At 61.0% G+C, this 17,011-nt stretch carries 13 protein-coding genes and 1 tRNA gene; 11 read left to right on the top strand and 3 right to left on the bottom strand.

What is annotated here, in order from left to right; genetic code table 11:
• The 4 genes from NP534_RS19450 to NP534_RS19435 all read left to right on the top strand — a co-directional run.
• On the top strand, positions 1 to 158 hold a 158-nt coding region (locus NP534_RS19450; RefSeq protein ID WP_274099772.1), incomplete at its 5' end, for a hypothetical protein.
• A gap of 141 nt (positions 159 to 299) precedes the next feature.
• The gene (locus NP534_RS19445) at positions 300 to 1,571 is read left to right on the top strand and encodes a YeaH/YhbH family protein (RefSeq protein ID WP_033703056.1); all 1,272 of its coding nucleotides are present in this window, start codon (positions 300 to 302) and stop codon (positions 1,569 to 1,571) included.
• Entirely contained in the window at positions 1,568 to 3,136 is a 1,569-nt protein-coding gene (locus tag NP534_RS19440; protein WP_033703057.1) for a SpoVR family protein, read from the top strand. Before NP534_RS19445 ends, NP534_RS19440 begins: the two co-directional genes overlap by 4 nt.
• Positions 3,137 to 3,196: 60 nt before the next feature.
• Entirely contained in the window at positions 3,197 to 4,315 is a 1,119-nt protein-coding gene (locus NP534_RS19435; RefSeq protein WP_274099771.1) for a multifunctional CCA addition/repair protein, read from the top strand.
• 57 nt (positions 4,316 to 4,372) lie between these two features.
• Here the strand turns inward: NP534_RS19435 and folK are convergent, their stop codons facing one another.
• Positions 4,373 to 4,882 carry a 2-amino-4-hydroxy-6-hydroxymethyldihydropteridine diphosphokinase gene (folK, locus tag NP534_RS19430; protein ID WP_274099770.1) on the bottom strand — a complete coding sequence of 170 codons (510 nt, stop codon included), beginning with the start codon at positions 4,880 to 4,882 and terminating at the stop codon, positions 4,373 to 4,375.
• A complete protein-coding gene (gene folB / locus NP534_RS19425) occupies positions 4,873 to 5,229 on the bottom strand; it encodes a dihydroneopterin aldolase (RefSeq protein ID WP_033703061.1) in 357 nt (118 codons plus the stop codon). Before folB ends, folK begins: the two co-directional genes overlap by 10 nt.
• A gap of 74 nt (positions 5,230 to 5,303) precedes the next feature.
• Here folB and plsY point away from each other — a divergent pair, with 74 nt between their 5' ends.
• On the top strand, positions 5,304 to 5,873 hold the full coding sequence (gene plsY, locus NP534_RS19420; RefSeq protein ID WP_274099769.1) for a glycerol-3-phosphate 1-O-acyltransferase PlsY: 570 nt from the start codon (positions 5,304 to 5,306) through the stop codon (positions 5,871 to 5,873).
• Between the two features lie 6 nt (positions 5,874 to 5,879).
• Here plsY and tsaD read toward each other — a convergent pair whose 3' ends face one another.
• Positions 5,880 to 6,905, bottom strand: a complete 1,026-nt coding sequence (tsaD, locus tag NP534_RS19415) for a tRNA (adenosine(37)-N6)-threonylcarbamoyltransferase complex transferase subunit TsaD (protein ID WP_274099768.1) — start codon at positions 6,903 to 6,905, stop codon at positions 5,880 to 5,882.
• Between the two features lie 204 nt (positions 6,906 to 7,109).
• Here tsaD and rpsU point away from each other — a divergent pair, with 204 nt between their 5' ends.
• From rpsU to NP534_RS19385, 6 genes are all read left to right on the top strand, one after another.
• A complete protein-coding gene (gene rpsU / locus NP534_RS19410) occupies positions 7,110 to 7,325 on the top strand; it encodes a 30S ribosomal protein S21 (protein WP_003255575.1) in 216 nt (71 codons plus the stop codon).
• Positions 7,326 to 7,635: 310 nt separating this feature from the next.
• Positions 7,636 to 9,618, top strand: coding sequence for a DNA primase (gene dnaG, locus NP534_RS19405; RefSeq protein WP_274099767.1), 1,983 nt, complete (start codon positions 7,636 to 7,638; stop codon positions 9,616 to 9,618).
• Between the two features lie 67 nt (positions 9,619 to 9,685).
• On the top strand, positions 9,686 to 11,533 hold the full coding sequence (gene rpoD / locus NP534_RS19400) for an RNA polymerase sigma factor RpoD (RefSeq protein WP_274099766.1): 1,848 nt from the start codon (positions 9,686 to 9,688) through the stop codon (positions 11,531 to 11,533).
• Positions 11,534 to 11,664: 131 nt separating this feature from the next.
• On the top strand, positions 11,665 to 15,408 hold the full coding sequence (locus NP534_RS19395; RefSeq protein ID WP_274099765.1) for a bifunctional diguanylate cyclase/phosphodiesterase: 3,744 nt from the start codon (positions 11,665 to 11,667) through the stop codon (positions 15,406 to 15,408).
• A 15-nt stretch (positions 15,409 to 15,423) separates the two neighbouring features.
• Positions 15,424 to 15,500: transfer RNA gene (locus NP534_RS19390), tRNA-Ile, on the top strand.
• A gap of 126 nt (positions 15,501 to 15,626) precedes the next feature.
• Positions 15,627 to 16,706, top strand: a complete 1,080-nt coding sequence (locus NP534_RS19385; RefSeq protein ID WP_274099764.1) for a site-specific integrase — start codon at positions 15,627 to 15,629, stop codon at positions 16,704 to 16,706.
• The last annotated feature ends 305 nt before the right edge of the window (positions 16,707 to 17,011 follow it).

Below are 17,011 nucleotides of genomic sequence, written 5' to 3'. Positions count from 1 at the left end.
AAGACCTGCTGCCGGTCATCAGCTTCAATGCCAAGGCCAGCAAGGAAGACCAGAAGAAACACAACGACTTCGTCACCCGGATGGTGGAGCGTGGTTACACCGACAAGCAGGTGCGCTTGCTGTCGGAATGGTACCTGCGGGTCAGGAAATCGCAATAAAGCGGCAAGCTTCTAGCCGCAAGCTGCAAGCTGCCCGGCGTCGGCGCTTCTGTCTACGCCACAGCTTGCAGCCGCGGTGGCTGCTCTTTCTTGCAGCTTGAAGCTCGTGGCTTGCAGCTGCATCCAGTCACCGGAGGGACCATGAGCTACGTAATCGACCGACGCCTGAACGGCAAGAACAAGAGCACGGTCAACCGCCAGCGTTTTCTGCGGCGTTACCGTGAGCACATCAAAAAGGCCGTCGAAGAGGCCGTGAGCCGCCGTTCCATCATGGACATGGAGCATGGCGAGCAGATCAGCATTCCGGGACGGGACATCGATGAACCGGTGTTGCACCACGGTCGTGGCGGCAAGCAGACCATCGTGCACCCTGGCAACAAGGAATTCACCGCCGGCGAACACATCCCCAGGCCCCAAGGTGGTGGCGGCGGCGGTGGCCGCGGCAAGGCCGGCAATTCTGGCGAGGGCATGGATGAATTCGTCTTCCAGATCACCCAGGAAGAGTTTCTCGAATTCATGTTCGAAGACCTCGAACTGCCCAACCTGGTCAAGCGCCACCTGACCGGTGCCGACACCTTCAAGACCGTACGTGCCGGTATTGCCAACGAAGGCAACCCATCACGCATCAACATCGTTCGCACCCTGCGTTCGGCCCATGCCCGGCGTATTGCCCTGACCGGCAGCAGCCGTGCCTTGTTGCGCGAAGCGCAGAAAGAACTCGACCGCCTGAAGGTCGAGGAACCTGACAACTTCACCGACATCCAGGAAGTCGAGCAAGAAATCGAACGGCTCAAGGCGCGCATCAACCGCCTGCCCTTCCTCGACACCTTCGACCTCAAGTACAACCTGCTGGTCAAGCAGCCCAACCCCAGTTCGAAAGCCGTGATGTTCTGCCTGATGGACGTTTCCGGCTCCATGACCCAGGCCACCAAGGACATCGCCAAGCGCTTCTTCATCCTCCTGTACCTGTTCCTCAAGCGTAATTACGACCGCATCGAAGTGGTCTTCATCCGCCATCACACCAGTGCGCGGGAAGTGGACGAGGAAGAGTTCTTCTATTCGCGGGAGACCGGCGGCACCATCGTCTCCAGCGCGCTCAAGCTGATGCAGGAAATCATGGCCGAACGCTACCCGGCCAGCGACTGGAACATCTATGCCGCCCAGGCTTCCGACGGCGACAACTGGAACGACGACTCGCCGATCTGCCGCGAGATCCTCTCCAAGCAGATCATGCCGCACGTGCAGTACTACACTTACGTCGAGATCACCCCCCGTGAGCATCAGGCGCTGTGGTACGAGTACGAGCGAATCGGCGAAGGCTTCCCCGACACGTTCGCCCAGCAGCAGTTGGTATCGGCCGGCGACATCTACCCGGTCTTCCGTGAACTCTTCCAGCGCAGGTTAGCCACATGACCGCCAGAGCTCAGAAACGCCAACCTATTTCCACCGGGTCCGAATGGACATTCGACCTGATCCAGACCTACGACCGGGAAATCAGCCGCCTGGCCGAGCGTTATGCCCTGGACACCTATCCCAACCAGATCGAAGTGATCACCGCCGAGCAGATGATGGATGCCTACGCCTCGGTAGGCATGCCGCTGGGCTACCATCACTGGTCCTATGGCAAGCAGTTCCTCAGTACCGAAAAGTCCTACAGTAGGGGCCAGATGGGCCTGGCGTACGAGATCGTGATCAACTCCGACCCGTGCATTGCCTACCTGATGGAAGAAAACACCATGTGCATGCAGGCACTGGTGATCGCCCATGCCTGTTATGGCCACAACAGCTTTTTCAAGGGCAACTACCTGTTCCGCACCTGGACCGATGCCAGTTCGATCATCGACTACCTGGTGTTTGCCAAGCAGTACATCGCCCAGTGTGAAGAGCGCCACGGCATCGATGCCGTCGAAGACCTCATCGACTCCTGCCACGCGCTGATGAACTATGGTGTCGACCGCTACAAGCGCCCCTACCCCATTTCTGCCGAGGAGGAGCGGCGCCGGCAGAAGGAGCGTGAAGAGCACCTGCAACGGCAGATCAACGACCTGTGGCGCACCATTCCCAAGGGCGCGGAGAAAGGTGGCGAGCGTGATGATGCGCGCTTCCCCGCCGAACCTCAGGAAAACATCCTGTACTTCATCGAAAAGCACGCACCCCTGCTCGAACCCTGGCAGCGCGAAGTGGTGCGCATCGTGCGCAAGATAGCGCAGTACTTCTATCCGCAGCGCCAGACCCAGGTGATGAACGAAGGGTGGGCCACCTTCTGGCACTACACGCTGATGAACGACCTGTACGACGAGGGCCTGGTCACCGACGGTTTCATCATGGAGTTCCTGCAGTCGCACACCAGCGTGGTGTTCCAACCAGGTTTCGACAGCCCGTACTACAACGGCATCAACCCCTATGCGCTCGGCTTTGCGATGTACACCGACATCCGCCGCATTTGCGAAAACCCGACCGAAGAAGATCGCCACTGGTTCCCCGACATTGCCGGCAGCGACTGGCTCTCGACCATCAAGTTCGCCATGAGCAGCTTCAAGGACGAGAGCTTCATCCTGCAGTACCTGTCGCCCAAGGTGATCCGCGACCTCAAGCTGTTCAGCATTCTCGACGACGACCAGCGTGATGACCTGCTGGTACCCGCTATCCATGACGAGGCAGGGTACCGGTTCATTCGCGAACAACTGGCGGCCCAATACAACCTGGGCAACCGTGAACCCAACGTACAGATCTGGAGCATCGACCGCCGCGGCGACCGCTCGCTGACCCTGCGCCACCAACAACACAATCGCAAACCGCTGGGCGACTCGACCGAGGAAGTGCTCAAGCACCTGCACCGCCTGTGGGGCTTCGACATTCACCTGGAGACCGTACAAGGCGACCAGGTCATGAAGACCCATCACATGCCTCCGCGCGGCGAGCACGGCGAAAGCGCCGACTATGGCCGCATGGACCTTGCCGTCATCCACCACCTCTAGCAGCGACGCCCCTCCATAACTGCCAACAGGTTATCCTGTGGGCAGTTATGGAGGCTGTACATGCACATCTACAAAGTTGGCGGCGCCGTGCGCGACCGCTTGCTCGGGCGCCCCGTCAGCGACATCGACTGGCTGGTGGTTGGCGCTACCGTCGAACAGATGCAGGCCCTGGGCTACCGCCCGGTAGGCGCTGATTTCCCGGTGTTCATCCACCCCCGAAGCGGTGAGGAATACGCCCTGGCGCGCACCGAGCGCAAAAGTGGCCGTGGCTATGGCGGGTTTACCTTCCATGCCAGCCCCGATGTCACCCTCGAAGAAGACCTGATCCGCCGCGACCTGACCATCAATGCGATGGCGGAGGACGACGACGGCACGCTTTACGACCCCTATCACGGCAAAGAGGACCTCGACAGGCGCCTTTTACGCCACGTGTCCCCCGCGTTCGCCGAAGACCCCCTGCGGGTACTCAGGGTTGCCCGCTTTGCCGCACGCTACGCGCCACTGGGCTTCAAGGTGGCTGACGAAACCCTGGCGCTGATGCGTCAGATCAGTGCCTCTGGCGAACTGCAGGCGCTCACCGCCGAACGCAGCTGGAAAGAGATCGAGCGCGCGCTGATGGAGCCGCAACCCCAGGTGTTCTTCGAGGTCTTGCGCGCTTGCGATGCCTTGCAGGCACTGTTGCCAGAGCTTGAGGATAGCCCCCACGCCTTGGCGGGCCTGGAGCAGGCCGCGCAGCATGATCAACCACTGCATGTGCGCTGGGCTTGCCTGCTGCGCGAGCTGCAGCCAGCAACGATCAAGGCGGTCAGCCAGCGCTTCAAGGCGCCGCGAGACTGCCAGGAGCTGGCCATGCTGGTGGGTGAGTGCCTGTCTCAATGCAACCAGGCCCTTGAGTTGCCGCCCACGGCGTTGCTGGAGCTGTTGCAGAAGTTCGATGTGTATCGGCGGCCACAGCGCTTCGACGACTTCATCAGCGCCTGCGAGATGGATGCGCGCGCGCGGCAGGGCAATCTGGCTTATCCACAGGCTGACTACCTGCGAGGGGCAGCGGCTGCGGCAAGGGCTGTGGATGTGAAGCCGCTGGTGCAGGCTGGGCTGACCGGGCAGGCGTTGGGCGAGTCGCTTAAAGGTGAGCGATTAAAGGCGCTGGCGGCCTACAAAAGCGCTGCAGAAGGCTGATTTCACGATTTGCCGGGCACCGCGAAGAGGCCCGGCCAGGCACCGAAAGGGATAGGCTCAGGCCGGCGTCAGCTGCAACCCTCGCCACTCGAAGGCGACCGGGGCCAGCACCTGATCAATCCGCGCCTCCTGCCACACCTGCGCCATGGGCTTGCCCACCCCAGGGTGCACCAGCTCGGGCGCCAAGAGCGACAATGGCCACAACACGAACGCGTTTTTCAGGATCTCGGCCCGCGGCAGCACCAACCCATCGAACGTGCCGTGCAGGTCGTCATACATCAACACGTCGATATCCAGCGGCAGCCCTTTGCGCTCGGGCGCGTAGCGGCCGTTGTCGGCTTCGATGAACTTGAGCCGGCGGTCCAGCTCCATCAGTGGCAGGTCGGTCTTGCCGGTCACCACGAAGTTGATGAACGGGCCACTCTTGATGCCCACCGCCTGGCTCTCGAACGCCGGCGAACAACGCATGTCGGTGAGGATCCCCGCCAAGGCATCAAGCCCCGCGCACAGGTGCACCTCGCGGTCGATGTTGCTGCCCAGGCCCAGGTAAACCGTGTTCAGAGACATCCGCGCTCGATCTCCACGCCAACACCGCCACGGGCAGCGGGGACCGCGCCTGGCTTGGTCAGTTTCAGCCGCACCCACGGGATCTGGAATTCTTCCATCAGCACCGCGACCAGGCGCTCGGCGAAGGTTTCCACCAGTTCGAAGCGCGCCTGCTCGGAAAATGCCTGGATACGCGCCGAAACACTGGCGTAGTCCAGCGCCAGGCTGAGATCGTCGCCGGCCGCTGCCGGGCGGTTATCCCAGGCGAAACTCAGGTCCAGGCGCAAGCACTGGCGAATATCCCGCTCCCAGTCATAGGCACCGATGACGGTATCGACTTCCAGGCCTTCGATGAACACTCTGTCCAAGCACTTCTCTCCACAGCACGACAAGGGCGACTGGCGCCGTTAGAATCAGGGCGTCCTCGCCCGGAATAGTTAGCATGTTTTGGTTATTGGCGCTGCTCGCCTACCTGCTCGGCTCGCTGTCCTTCGCCATCGTCCTCAGCCGCCTGTTCGGTAGCCCGGACCCCCGTTCCAGCGGTTCGGGCAATGCCGGGGCCACCAACATGCTACGCCTGGCAGGCCGCAAGCTGGCGATCCTGACCCTGCTTGGCGACCTGTGCAAGGGCTTGTTGCCAGTATTGCTCGCCCGCCTTGCCGGGCTCGACCTGCACGCGCAGGCCTGGGTTGGCGTATGCGCGGTGCTGGGCCACCTGTTCCCGCTGTACTTTCGCTTCCGGGGCGGCAAGGGTGTGGCGACTGCCGCCGGCATGCTCATGGCCCTGTACTTCCCGGCCGCACTGCTGGCCATCGCCGCCTGGCTGCTGACCTTCTACCTCACCCGCACCAGCTCGCTGGCGGCGCTGATCGCCACGCCGCTGACCCTGCCCCTGCTCGCTTGGCGCGAGCCAGAGGCCTTGCTACCGATCAGCGTACTCACGGTGCTGATCGTCTGGCGTCATCGCAACAACCTGCGCGACCTGTTCGCCGGGCGCGAACGCCACTTCTGACACCTGTCAGACCGGCGGCAACTGCTCCATCGGCCAACGTGCCTGCACACTGATCGCCAGGTCCTGATGCTGCCCGGCCAACAGGCGCTGGCAGCCGGCATAGGCGATCATGGCGCCGTTGTCGGTGCAGAACTGCGGGCGCGCGTAGTACACGTTGCCCTTCATGCTGGCCAGCATGTCCTCGAGGGACGCGCGCAAAGCCTTGTTGGCGCTGACGCCACCGGCGATCACCAGCCGCTTCAGGCCAGTCTGCTTCAGGGCCCGCTTGCACTTGATGGTCAAAGTCTCTACCACCGCCTGCTGGAATGCCAGGGACACGTCGCAACGGGTTTGCTCACCGTCGTCGCCAGCATCGCGGCATTGCTGCCAGGTGTTCAGGGCGAACGTCTTGAGGCCGCTGAAACTGAATTCCAGGCCTGGGCGATCGGTCATCGGCCGCGGGAAGACAAAGCGCCCTGGTACGCCCTGCTCGGCCAGCCGGGCGATTTCAGGGCCGCCTGGGTAGTTCAGGCCGATCAGCTTGGCGGTCTTGTCGAAGGCCTCACCGGCCGCGTCATCCAGGCTCTCGCCCAACAGTTGGTAATGGCCGATGCCATCGACCCGTACCAGCTGGGTATGGCCGCCCGATACCAACAAAGCGACGAACGGAAATTCGGGTGGGGTTTCTTCCAGCATGGGCGCCAGAAGATGGCCTTCCATGTGGTGCACACCAATGGCCGGAATGTCCCAGGCAAACGCCAGCGCCTGGGCGCAGGAAGCCCCGACCAGCAGCGCGCCGACCAGCCCAGGACCCGCGGTGTAGGCGATGGCGTCGATCTCGGTGGCCACGCAGCCAGCCTCGTCCAGCACCTGGCGGATCAGCGGCAGCATGCGCTTGACGTGATCGCGTGAGGCAAGCTCGGGGACCACACCGCCGAACACGCGGTGCAGGTCGATCTGGCTGAACAGCGCGTCGGCCAACAAGCCGCGTTCGCTGTCATATAATGCGACGCCAGTTTCGTCGCAGGATGTTTCCAATCCCAGTACTAGCATGGGTTCGTCCCTTGTGGGGGCTGAATTCGAAGCCGCGCATGATAGTCGCCGTGTCGGGTGCCGACCAGCGGTTTTCGATCAGAGGCTTTGCATTCCGGCCAGCTAAGGGTTAACATCCGCAACCCTTGAAAACCGACGTTCTCCAGCACACCTTTGTTTTGCCAGGAGCACGTCTACCCCGGTAATGAATTAAGGTAGCCCTGGATGCCAGCCGTCAAAGTTAAAGAGAACGAACCCTTCGACGTAGCTCTGCGTCGTTTCAAGCGCTCCTGCGAAAAAGCCGGTGTACTGGCTGAAGTTCGTAGCCGCGAATTTTACGAGAAGCCGACCGCAGAGCGTAAGCGTAAAGCAGCTGCAGCTGTTAAGCGTCACGCCAAGAAAGTTCAGCGCGAACAGCGCCGCGCCGTTCGTCTGTACTAATACAGACGTTCTACGCAAAGCTTCTGCCCTGCCCGGCTCACCGCCGGGCCGATGGCAGCGGTTGCTACACAATTGCTTCAAACTTGGGCAGCTAGCTCAAGGCCCCTACGCACTCGCGTCATGCGAACTGCAGCAGGGCAACCTGCCTGAAACGTCAGAGCTGGTCCTTGACCAGGCGTGCACGTCCTGTCTGACGAGCCTTCATTGGCTGGCGACGAGCACATACCTCCCTCGCACTTCCCCTTGCAGCATTCGCCCCAACCGGCGCGTGAGCGATTAGACTTGCCAGTTGCCAGATGACGAGACTGCCATGGCCGGGCTGATTCCCCAGAGCTTCATTGACGACCTTATCAACCGCCTCGACATTGTCGACGTGGTGAGTTCGCGCGTCCAGCTGAAAAAAACCGGCAAGAACTACTCCGCCTGCTGCCCGTTCCACAAGGAAAAAACCCCTTCCTTCACGGTCAGCCCCGACAAGCAGTTCTACTACTGCTTCGGCTGCGGCGCCGGCGGCAACGCCCTTGGCTTCGTCATGGACCACGACAACCTGGACTTCCCCCTGGCAGTCGAGGAACTGGCCCGTGCCGCCGGCATGGAAGTGCCACGCGAGGAAGGCCGGCGCGCGCAGAAGCCACGCCAGCCGACAGATTCGCCGCTGTACCCGCTACTGGATGCTGCCACCGAATTCTATCGCCAGGCCCTGCGCAGCCACCCGACCCGCAAGGCGGCGGTGGATTACCTCAAGGGGCGCGGCCTGTCCGGTGAGATTGCCCGCGACTTTGGCCTGGGCTTTGCCCCGCCAGGCTGGGACAACCTGCTCAAGCACCTGGGCGCCGACAGCCTGCAGCAAAAGGTGATGATCGACGCCGGCCTGCTGATCGAGAACGCCGAGAGCGGCAAGCGCTATGACCGCTTCCGCGACCGTGTGATGTTCCCGATCCGCGACAGCCGTGGCCGGGTGATCGCCTTCGGTGGCCGCGTGCTGGGCGACGACAAGCCCAAGTACCTCAACTCCCCGGAAACCCCGGTTTTCCACAAGGGCCAAGAGCTCTACGGGCTTTACGAGGCACGCAAGCACAACCGCAACCTCGATGAAATCATTGTCGTCGAGGGCTACATGGACGTTATCGCACTGGCCCAGCAAGGCCTGCGCAATGCCGTCGCCACCCTCGGCACCGCCACCAGCGAAGAACACCTCAAGCGCCTGTTCCGTGTGGTGCCCAGCGTATTGTTCTGTTTTGACGGCGACCAAGCCGGGCGCAAAGCCGCCTGGCGCGCACTGGAGTCGACCCTGTCGGCGCTGCAGGACGGCCGCCGCGCACGCTTTTTGTTCCTGCCCGAAGGCGAAGACCCGGACAGCTTGGTGCGCGCCGAAGGCACCGATGCCTTCATGGCACGCATCAACCAGCACGCCCAGCCACTGGCGGATTACTTTTTCGAACAGTTGAGCATTGAGGCCGACCCGCGCTCGCTGGAAGGCAAGGCGCATCTGGCAACCCTGGCTGCACCGCTGGTCGAAAAAATCCCGGGCGCCAACCTGCGCCAGCTGATGCGTAACCGCCTGAAAGAAATTACCGGCCTCGACCCGCAGCAAGTAGAGCAACTGGCCCAACAGCCGGCTGCCAGCAGCAGCGTACCGGACTACGACCCGGGCTATGACTACGACGCCATGGCCAGCTACACCCCGGACTTCGGCGACATGCCGCAGCACGACTACGCCCCGGCGCAGCAAGAGCAGCAATGGAAGCCGAACAAGGGTGGCGGCAAGAAACCGTGGAGCGACAAGCCCTGGGACAAAAACCGCAAAGGCGGCAAGCCCTGGCAGCAACGCGATGAGGCACCACCGCGCACGCCGGCCCCCGTGGAGCCGCCTACGCTGGCCGCCCTGCGCACCCTGCTGCACCACCCGTTGCTGGCCGGGAAGGTGGAAGATGCCAGCCACTTCGCCGACGAAGAGCACCTCTACAGCCAGTTGCTGGTGGCATTGATCGAAGCCGCGCAGAAGAATCCTGGGCTAAGCTCAATGCAGTTGATTGCACGCTGGCACGGCACCGAACAGGGCCGTTTGCTGCGGGCATTGGCTGAGAAGGAATGGCTGATCGTGGCCGACAACCTTGAACAACAGTTTTTCGACACTATAACTAGCTTGTCCGCCCGCCAACGCGAGCGCAGCCTGGAACATCTGCTCAGGAAAGCACGTCAAAGCGAGTTGAGCAGTGAGGAAAAATCTCAGCTTCTCGCCCTGCTTAGCAGGAATGTTCCCGCACAAACGCCGACCTCATCTGGCGCGTGAGGCCCATGCTCGGGTATAATCCTCGGCTTGTTTTTTGCCCGCCAAGACCTTCAGTGGATAGGGTGTTATGTCCGGAAAAGCGCAACAGCAGTCTCGTATCAAAGAGTTGATCACCCGCGGTCGTGAGCAGGGCTACCTGACTTACGCGGAGGTCAACGACCACCTGCCTGAGGATATTTCAGATCCTGAACAGGTGGAAGACATCATCCGCATGATCAACGACATGGGGATCAACGTATTCGAGAGTGCTCCGGATGCGGATGCCCTTCTGTTGGCGGAAGCCGACACCGACGAAGCCGCGGCCGAAGAAGCCGCTGCTGCGTTGGCGGCAGTTGAAACCGATATCGGCCGCACGACCGACCCGGTGCGCATGTACATGCGTGAAATGGGTACTGTCGAGCTGCTGACCCGCGAAGGCGAGATCGAAATCGCCAAGCGTATCGAGGAAGGCATCCGTGAAGTCATGGGCGCCATCGCTCACTTCCCGGGTACTGTCGACTACATTCTCAGCGAATACGATCGTGTCACCACCGAAGGTGGCCGTCTGTCCGATGTGCTCAGCGGTTACATCGACCCTGATGACAACATCGCTGCCCCGACCGAAGAAGTGCCTGTTCCAGGCGCCAAGGCCGCGGCTACCAAGGAAGAAGCAGACGACGAAGAAGAAAGCGAAGAGAGCGATGACGAGGAAGAGGTCGAAAGTGGCCCGGACCCCGTCGTAGCAGCTCAGCGTTTCGGTGCCGTTGCCGATCAGCTTCAAGTCACCAACAAGGTGCTGAAGAAGAGCGGTCGCAGCGCCAAGGAAAGCATCGCGGCCCTTCAGGCCCTGGCTGACCTGTTCATGCCGATCAAGCTGGTACCCAAGCAGTTCGAGGTACTGGTCGAGCGCGTGCGTGATGCACTGAGCCGCCTGCGTCAGCAAGAACGCGCCATCATGCAACTGTGCGTCCGTGACGCCCGCATGCCGCGTGCCGACTTCCTGCGCATGTTCCCAAGCAACGAAACCGACCAGACCTGGAGCGGTGACCTGGCCAAGCGTAGCACCAAGTGGGCTGCCGCCCTGGGTGAAAAAGACGCTGCCATCGTCGCTTGCCAACAGAAGCTGATCGACCTTGAGACCGAGACTGGCCTGACCGTCGCCGAGATCAAGGAAATCAACCGTCGCATGTCGATCGGTGAAGCCAAGGCCCGCCGCGCCAAGAAAGAAATGGTCGAGGCGAACCTGCGTCTGGTGATCTCCATCGCCAAGAAGTACACCAACCGTGGCCTGCAGTTCCTCGATCTGATCCAGGAAGGCAACATCGGCTTGATGAAAGCGGTGGACAAGTTCGAATACCGTCGCGGCTACAAGTTCTCGACATATGCCACCTGGTGGATTCGCCAGGCGATCACCCGCTCGATCGCCGACCAGGCGCGCACCATCCGTATTCCGGTGCACATGATCGAGACGATCAACAAGCTCAACCGTATTTCCCGGCAGATGTTGCAGGAAATGGGTCGTGAACCGACCCCGGAAGAGCTGGGCGAGCGCATGGAAATGCCTGAGGACAAGATCCGCAAGGTACTGAAGATCGCCAAAGAGCCGATCTCCATGGAAACCCCGATCGGTGACGACGAAGACTCGCACCTGGGTGACTTCATCGAGGACTCGACCATGCAGTCCCCGATCGATGTGGCCACGGTCGAAAGCCTCAAGGAAGCCACCCGCGACGTGCTCTCGGGCCTGACCGCCCGCGAAGCCAAAGTGCTGCGTATGCGCTTCGGCATCGACATGAACACCGACCACACCCTCGAAGAGGTGGGCAAGCAGTTCGACGTGACCCGTGAACGGATCCGTCAGATCGAGGCGAAGGCGTTGCGCAAACTGCGCCACCCGACTCGCAGCGAGCATCTGCGCTCCTTCCTCGACGAGTGATGACAAACCCCGGCCCAGGCCGGGGTTTTTCTTTTGCGGCCCCGGCTGCAACACAATGCCCGACTTCCGCCCCACATCCCCCTGAATGCCGGTCTACACTCGTCGTCAGACACTCTGATCGCGAGGCCGCTATGCCCCTGATGCCGGCCATCCTGTTGCTGCTCCTGATTCTGTGGACCACAACGGCCGGCGCCCTGACCCTGACAGACGAGGAAAAAGCCTGGCTGGCTGCCCACCCGCAGTTGAGCCTGGGCGTAGACGCCTCTTGGCCACCGTTCGAGTTTCGCGACCAGGAGGGCCGGTACCAGGGATTGGCCGCCGACTACATCGCCATGATCCAGGAACGCCTGGGTGTGACGCTAAAACCGGTCGAGCCAAAGAGCTGGACCGAGGTATTGGCGCAAGCGCGCAATGGCAAGCTCGACCTGCTCCCCGGCATCATGTCGACTCCAGAGCGTCAGGGTTATCTGGCCTTCACCCGCCCCTACCTCGACTTCCCCATTGTCATCCTTGCCCACAAAGGTGGTGCACAACCCCGTTCATTGAAAGACCTGTACGGCCTGAAAATCGCCGTGGTCGAGGACTACGCCCCACACGAACTGCTGCGCACCCACCACCCGGACCTCAACCTGGTGGCCATGCCCAATGTCAGTTCGACGCTGCAAGCCCTGGCCACCGACGAGGTCGATGCCGTGGTCGGCGACCTCGCCTCGAGCATCTGGAGCTTGCGCCAGCTCAAGCTCGACGGCCTCTACGTCAGCGGCGAAACGCCCTACCGCTATCAGCTGGCCATGGCCGCACCGCGGGATAACAAAGTGCTGGTGGGTATTCTCGATAAGGTCATGGCCGACATGACCAGCGCCGAAGTCAGCCATATTCAGCAGCGCTGGGTCGGCAACGTGGTGGACCAGCGCATGTTCTGGTCCGACATGCTCATCTATGGCTTGCCTGCAGTGCTGCTACTGGTGGCGATTCTCGCAGTAGTCATTCGTATCAACCGTCGGCTCAGCTCGGAAATTTCCCGTCGTATCGCCCTCGAACAGGAACTGCGCAGCAGCGAGTATCACTACCGCGGCCTGGTCGAAAGCCTGTCGGCAATCGCCTGGGAGGCGGACGCCAACGACTTTACCTACAGCTATGTCTCGCCCCACGCCGAGGACCTGCTCGGCTACCCGCTGCATGATTGGCTCAAACCGGGCTTCTGGCGCAGCATCCTGCACCCCGAGGACGCGCTCTGGGCCCAGGCCTACTGCGACAGCGAGACCGCCGCCGGGCGTGATCACAGCCTCGACTACCGGGTGATCCGCGCCGATGGCCAAGCGCTCTGGGTGCGCAACATCGTCAGCATGATCGAGCATGGCCATCGGCCGGTGATGCGCGGGCTGATGATCGACATCAGCGAGACCAAACGCACCGAGGATGCCCTGCGCCTGTCGGAGCAGAAATTCGCTTCGGTGTTCCAGCAATGCCCGGACATCCTGCTGATCGCCCGCCACAGCGACGGCTGCCTGCTGGAGGTCAACGAGGCCTTCGAGGAGCAGATCGGCCTGACCCCGGGCCAAGTCATCGGCCGCACCGCCACCGAGCTGGACCTGTGGGCCGTAGAAGGCAGCGGCCCCCGTTTGCTCGAACGCCTGCACCAAGGCGGCATCCGCAACCTCGAAATGAGCTTCCGGCGCAGCAACGGCCAGCTGTTCACGGGCCTGACCTCGGCAGAAACCTTCGAACTCGATGGCACCCCGGCGCTGGTGGTGGCCGTGCGCGACATCAGCCAGCTCAAGGAAACCCAGGAGCAACTGCAAACCTCGGAAGAGAAGTTCGCCAAGGCGTTCCACGCATCACCCGATGGCCTGCTGCTGTCACGCCAGAGTGATGGGCTGCTGATTGAAGTCAACGAGGGCTTCTGCCGCCTCACCGGCTATGACCTGAACCCGAGCATCGACCAGACCTCCCTCGACCTCGGCATCTGGGTTGACCTGAACGAACGCAAGCGCCTGGTCGATCAGCTCAAGCGTGATGGCTTCGTGCGAGATTTCAGCTGCCACATCCGCCGCAGCGATGGGCAGATCCGCCTGTGCGAGCTGTCTGCCCGGCCCCTGCCGATCGGCGGTGTCGACTGCATGCTGACCATCGCCCGCGATATCACCGAGCGCCACCTGATGCAGGAAAAACTGCAACTGGCCGCCACCGTGTTCGAGAACACCGCCGAGGGCGTGCTGATCACCGATATCGACCAGCGCATCAGCGCGGTCAACCGCGCATTCAGCGAAATCACGGGCTACAGCGAGATCGAAGCGCTCGGCCAGACCCCGCGCCTGCTTGCCTCTGGCCAGCACGACAGCGCCTTCTATGCCGCCATGTGGCACCAACTGACCGCCGAGGGCCATTGGCAGGGCGAGATCTACAACAAGCGCAAGAATGGCGAGTTCTACCCTGGTTGGCTGACCATCAGCGCGGTGCGCAACAGCGAGCGTGAAATCACCCACTTCGTCGCCGTGTTCGCCGACATCTCCAGCCTCAAACACGCCCAGGCCAAGCTCGACTACCAGGCCCACCACGACCCACTGACCGGCCTGCCCAACCGCGCGTTGTTCGAGAATCGCCTGCAGGCGGTGCTCACCTGCGCCCAGGTTTCCAACCGCCAGGGCGCGGTCCTGTTCCTCGACCTCGACCGCTTCAAGCACATCAACGACAGCCTTGGGCACCCGGTCGGCGACCTGTTGCTCAAGGGTATCGCACAGCGCCTGAAAGAGCAGGTGCGTGACGTTGACACCGTGGCCCGCCTGGGCGGTGACGAGTTCATCATCCTTCTGCCCGGCCTGCACAGGCCCAGCGATGCCAACAGCATCGCCGGCAAGTTGCTGGCCTGCTTCAGCGCGCCGTTCCAGGCCGGCGAGCACGAGTTCTTCACCAGCGCCAGCATCGGCATCAGCCTTTACCCCCAGGACGGCAGCGACGTCTCGACGCTGATCCGCAATGCCGACGCTGCCATGTACCGCTCCAAGGCCAAAGGCCGCAACCGTGTAGAAGCCTACACCCGCGACCTCACCGCCCAGGCCAGCGAACGCATCGCCCTCGAACATGAGTTGCGCCGCGCCGTCGAGCGCAACGAGATGAGCCTGTGCTTCCAGCCCAAGCTCAGCCTCAAGACCCAGAGCCTGGTCGGTGCCGAGGCGCTGATCCGCTGGAGCCACCCGACCTTTGGTGAGGTGCCGCCAGAGCATTTCATTCACCTGGCAGAAGAGAACGGCACCATTCTTCAGTTGGGCGACTGGGTGCTGGAGCAGGCCTGCCGGCAGATGCACCTCTGGAAGATGCACTACGAAGACTTCGGTCCCCTGTCGATCAACCTGGCCGGCGCCCAACTGCGTCACCCGCACCTGGCGCGGCGCATCGAACAGTTGCTCAAGACCTATCAACTCAAGGCGGGCGACCTGCAGTTGGAAATCACCGAGAACTTCATCATGAGCCAGGCCGAGGAAGCCCTGGCCGTGCTGCACCAGTTGAAAAAGCTGGGCGTGCAATTGGCCATCGACGATTTCGGCACCGGCTATTCGTCGCTCAGCTACCTCAAACGCCTGCCGCTGGACATCCTCAAGATCGACAAGTCGTTCATCCGCGGCCTGCCCGACGACCCCCACGACGCCGCCATCGCCCGCGCAATCATTGCCCTGGGCCGCAGCATGCAGTTCACCATCATTGCCGAAGGCGTGGAGAACCAGGCCCAACAGCGCTTCCTGGCCGCCGAAGGCTGCGAGCAGATCCAAGGCTACATCGTCAGCCTGCCCCTGCCGGCGGAGGAATTCGCTGCGGCGTTTCTTCGTATAGCACTAACCGATCTTTCGGATGGCACCCTTTCAAAACCCTCGTTATAATCCGGCCACCTCTGAGGGCCTATAGCTCAGTTGGTTAGAGCAGAGGACTCATAATCCTTTGGTCCACGGTTCGAGTCCGTGTGGGCCCACCATACTCAAAGCCGCGCATTGCGCGGCTTTCGTGTTTTTGGCGGAACCACCTCAGATACAGTCCTATGGTCTAAAGGTACAAATTAGGTACAGTGCGGCTTCGCTTGCACGCCTTTGGAGTCCTTCAGATGGCTACAATCGTCAAAACCCCTGCCGGCACCTGGAAGGCCGTTATCCGTAAGACCGGATGGCCGACCAACGCCAAAACCTTCCGCACCAAACGCGACGCCGAGGATTGGTCACGACGCACCGAAGACGAGATGGTGCGCGGTATCTATATCCAGCGCAGCGGCTCTGAGCGCATGACGCTGGAAATAGCGCTCAAGCGCTACCTCAGCGACATTACGCCTACAAAGAAGCCTACTACTCAACGCGGTGAGATCTCCAAGGCTAAAAAACTAGCGGAGCATCTGGGCAAGTATTCTCTCGCAGCCCTTTCCGCTGAAACCATTGCCAACTATCGCGACAAGCGCCTTAACGAGCCAGGCCGCGCAGGCACGACCAGTAATAACACCGTACGCCTGGAGCTGGCTCTGCTAAGCCACGTTTTCACGGTCGCGATCCAAGAGTGGGGGCTGGGCCTGACGTTTAACCCCGTACTGAACATACGCAAACCAAGTCCCGGGGAGGGTCGCAATCGTAGGCTCTCGCCGGATGAGGAACGGCGGCTGTTTGAAGAGGTGAATCGGCATAGCAATCCAATGCTGGGGTGGATCGTTGGCATCGCTCTGGAAACTGGTATGCGCTCAGGTGAAATCGCGTCGCTACGCAGACCTCAGGTGGATACGGAACGGCGCATCGTAAGACTCGTTGACACGAAAAATGATGGTCAACGGACTGTGCCACTGAGCAAGCGAGCGACTGAGCTTTTCAAAGCCGCGATGATGAATCCAGCTCGCCCTTGCGATTGCAATCTGGTGTTTTTTGGTGAACCTGGGAAGGACGGAAAACGTCGACCCTACGCATTCACAAAGATCTGGGGGCTGCTGGTCAAGAAGCTACAGCTATCCGACTTCAGATTTCACGACTTGAGACATGAGGCGGTAAGCCGCCTTGTGGAGGGCGGTCTCTCCGACCAAGAGGTATCGAGCATCAGCGGCCACAAATCAATGCAAATGTTGAAGAGATATACGCACTTACGCTCCGAGGATCTAGTTGCCCGACTAGATAGCATATCAAAAAGAAATAAAAGTTTAGCTAAAACCTAAATGGTAGTTTAGCTAAAGCGCTTAGCTCTTTTATCGCGACTCGCAAGCTGAAAATAAATTTTAGCCGCTAAAAAAACACAATCCTGGGAAAGTTTAACTAAATAACCAGCAGGCACTATAGCTAAACTTTTTCACTGTCAAGTGCAGTTTGAAAAAATACTTTTAAAAATTGCGTCAGGTGTCATAGGATATCCGAAATTAAGCGGAGGACACCTAACATGACCACGGAAGAATACATACGCGACTTATTCTCTGGGGCTCCACTTTTGTCCCTTGAGCAGCCTACCGCAGCCACCTGGCGCGGG

Origin of the sequence: Pseudomonas sp. 39004 (assembly GCF_028682155.1) — a bacterium.
GTDB lineage: Bacteria > Pseudomonadota > Gammaproteobacteria > Pseudomonadales > Pseudomonadaceae > Aquipseudomonas > Aquipseudomonas capeferrum.
The sequence above is the reverse complement of the archived record's forward strand: the minus strand, read 5'-3'. Positions and strand labels throughout refer to the sequence as shown.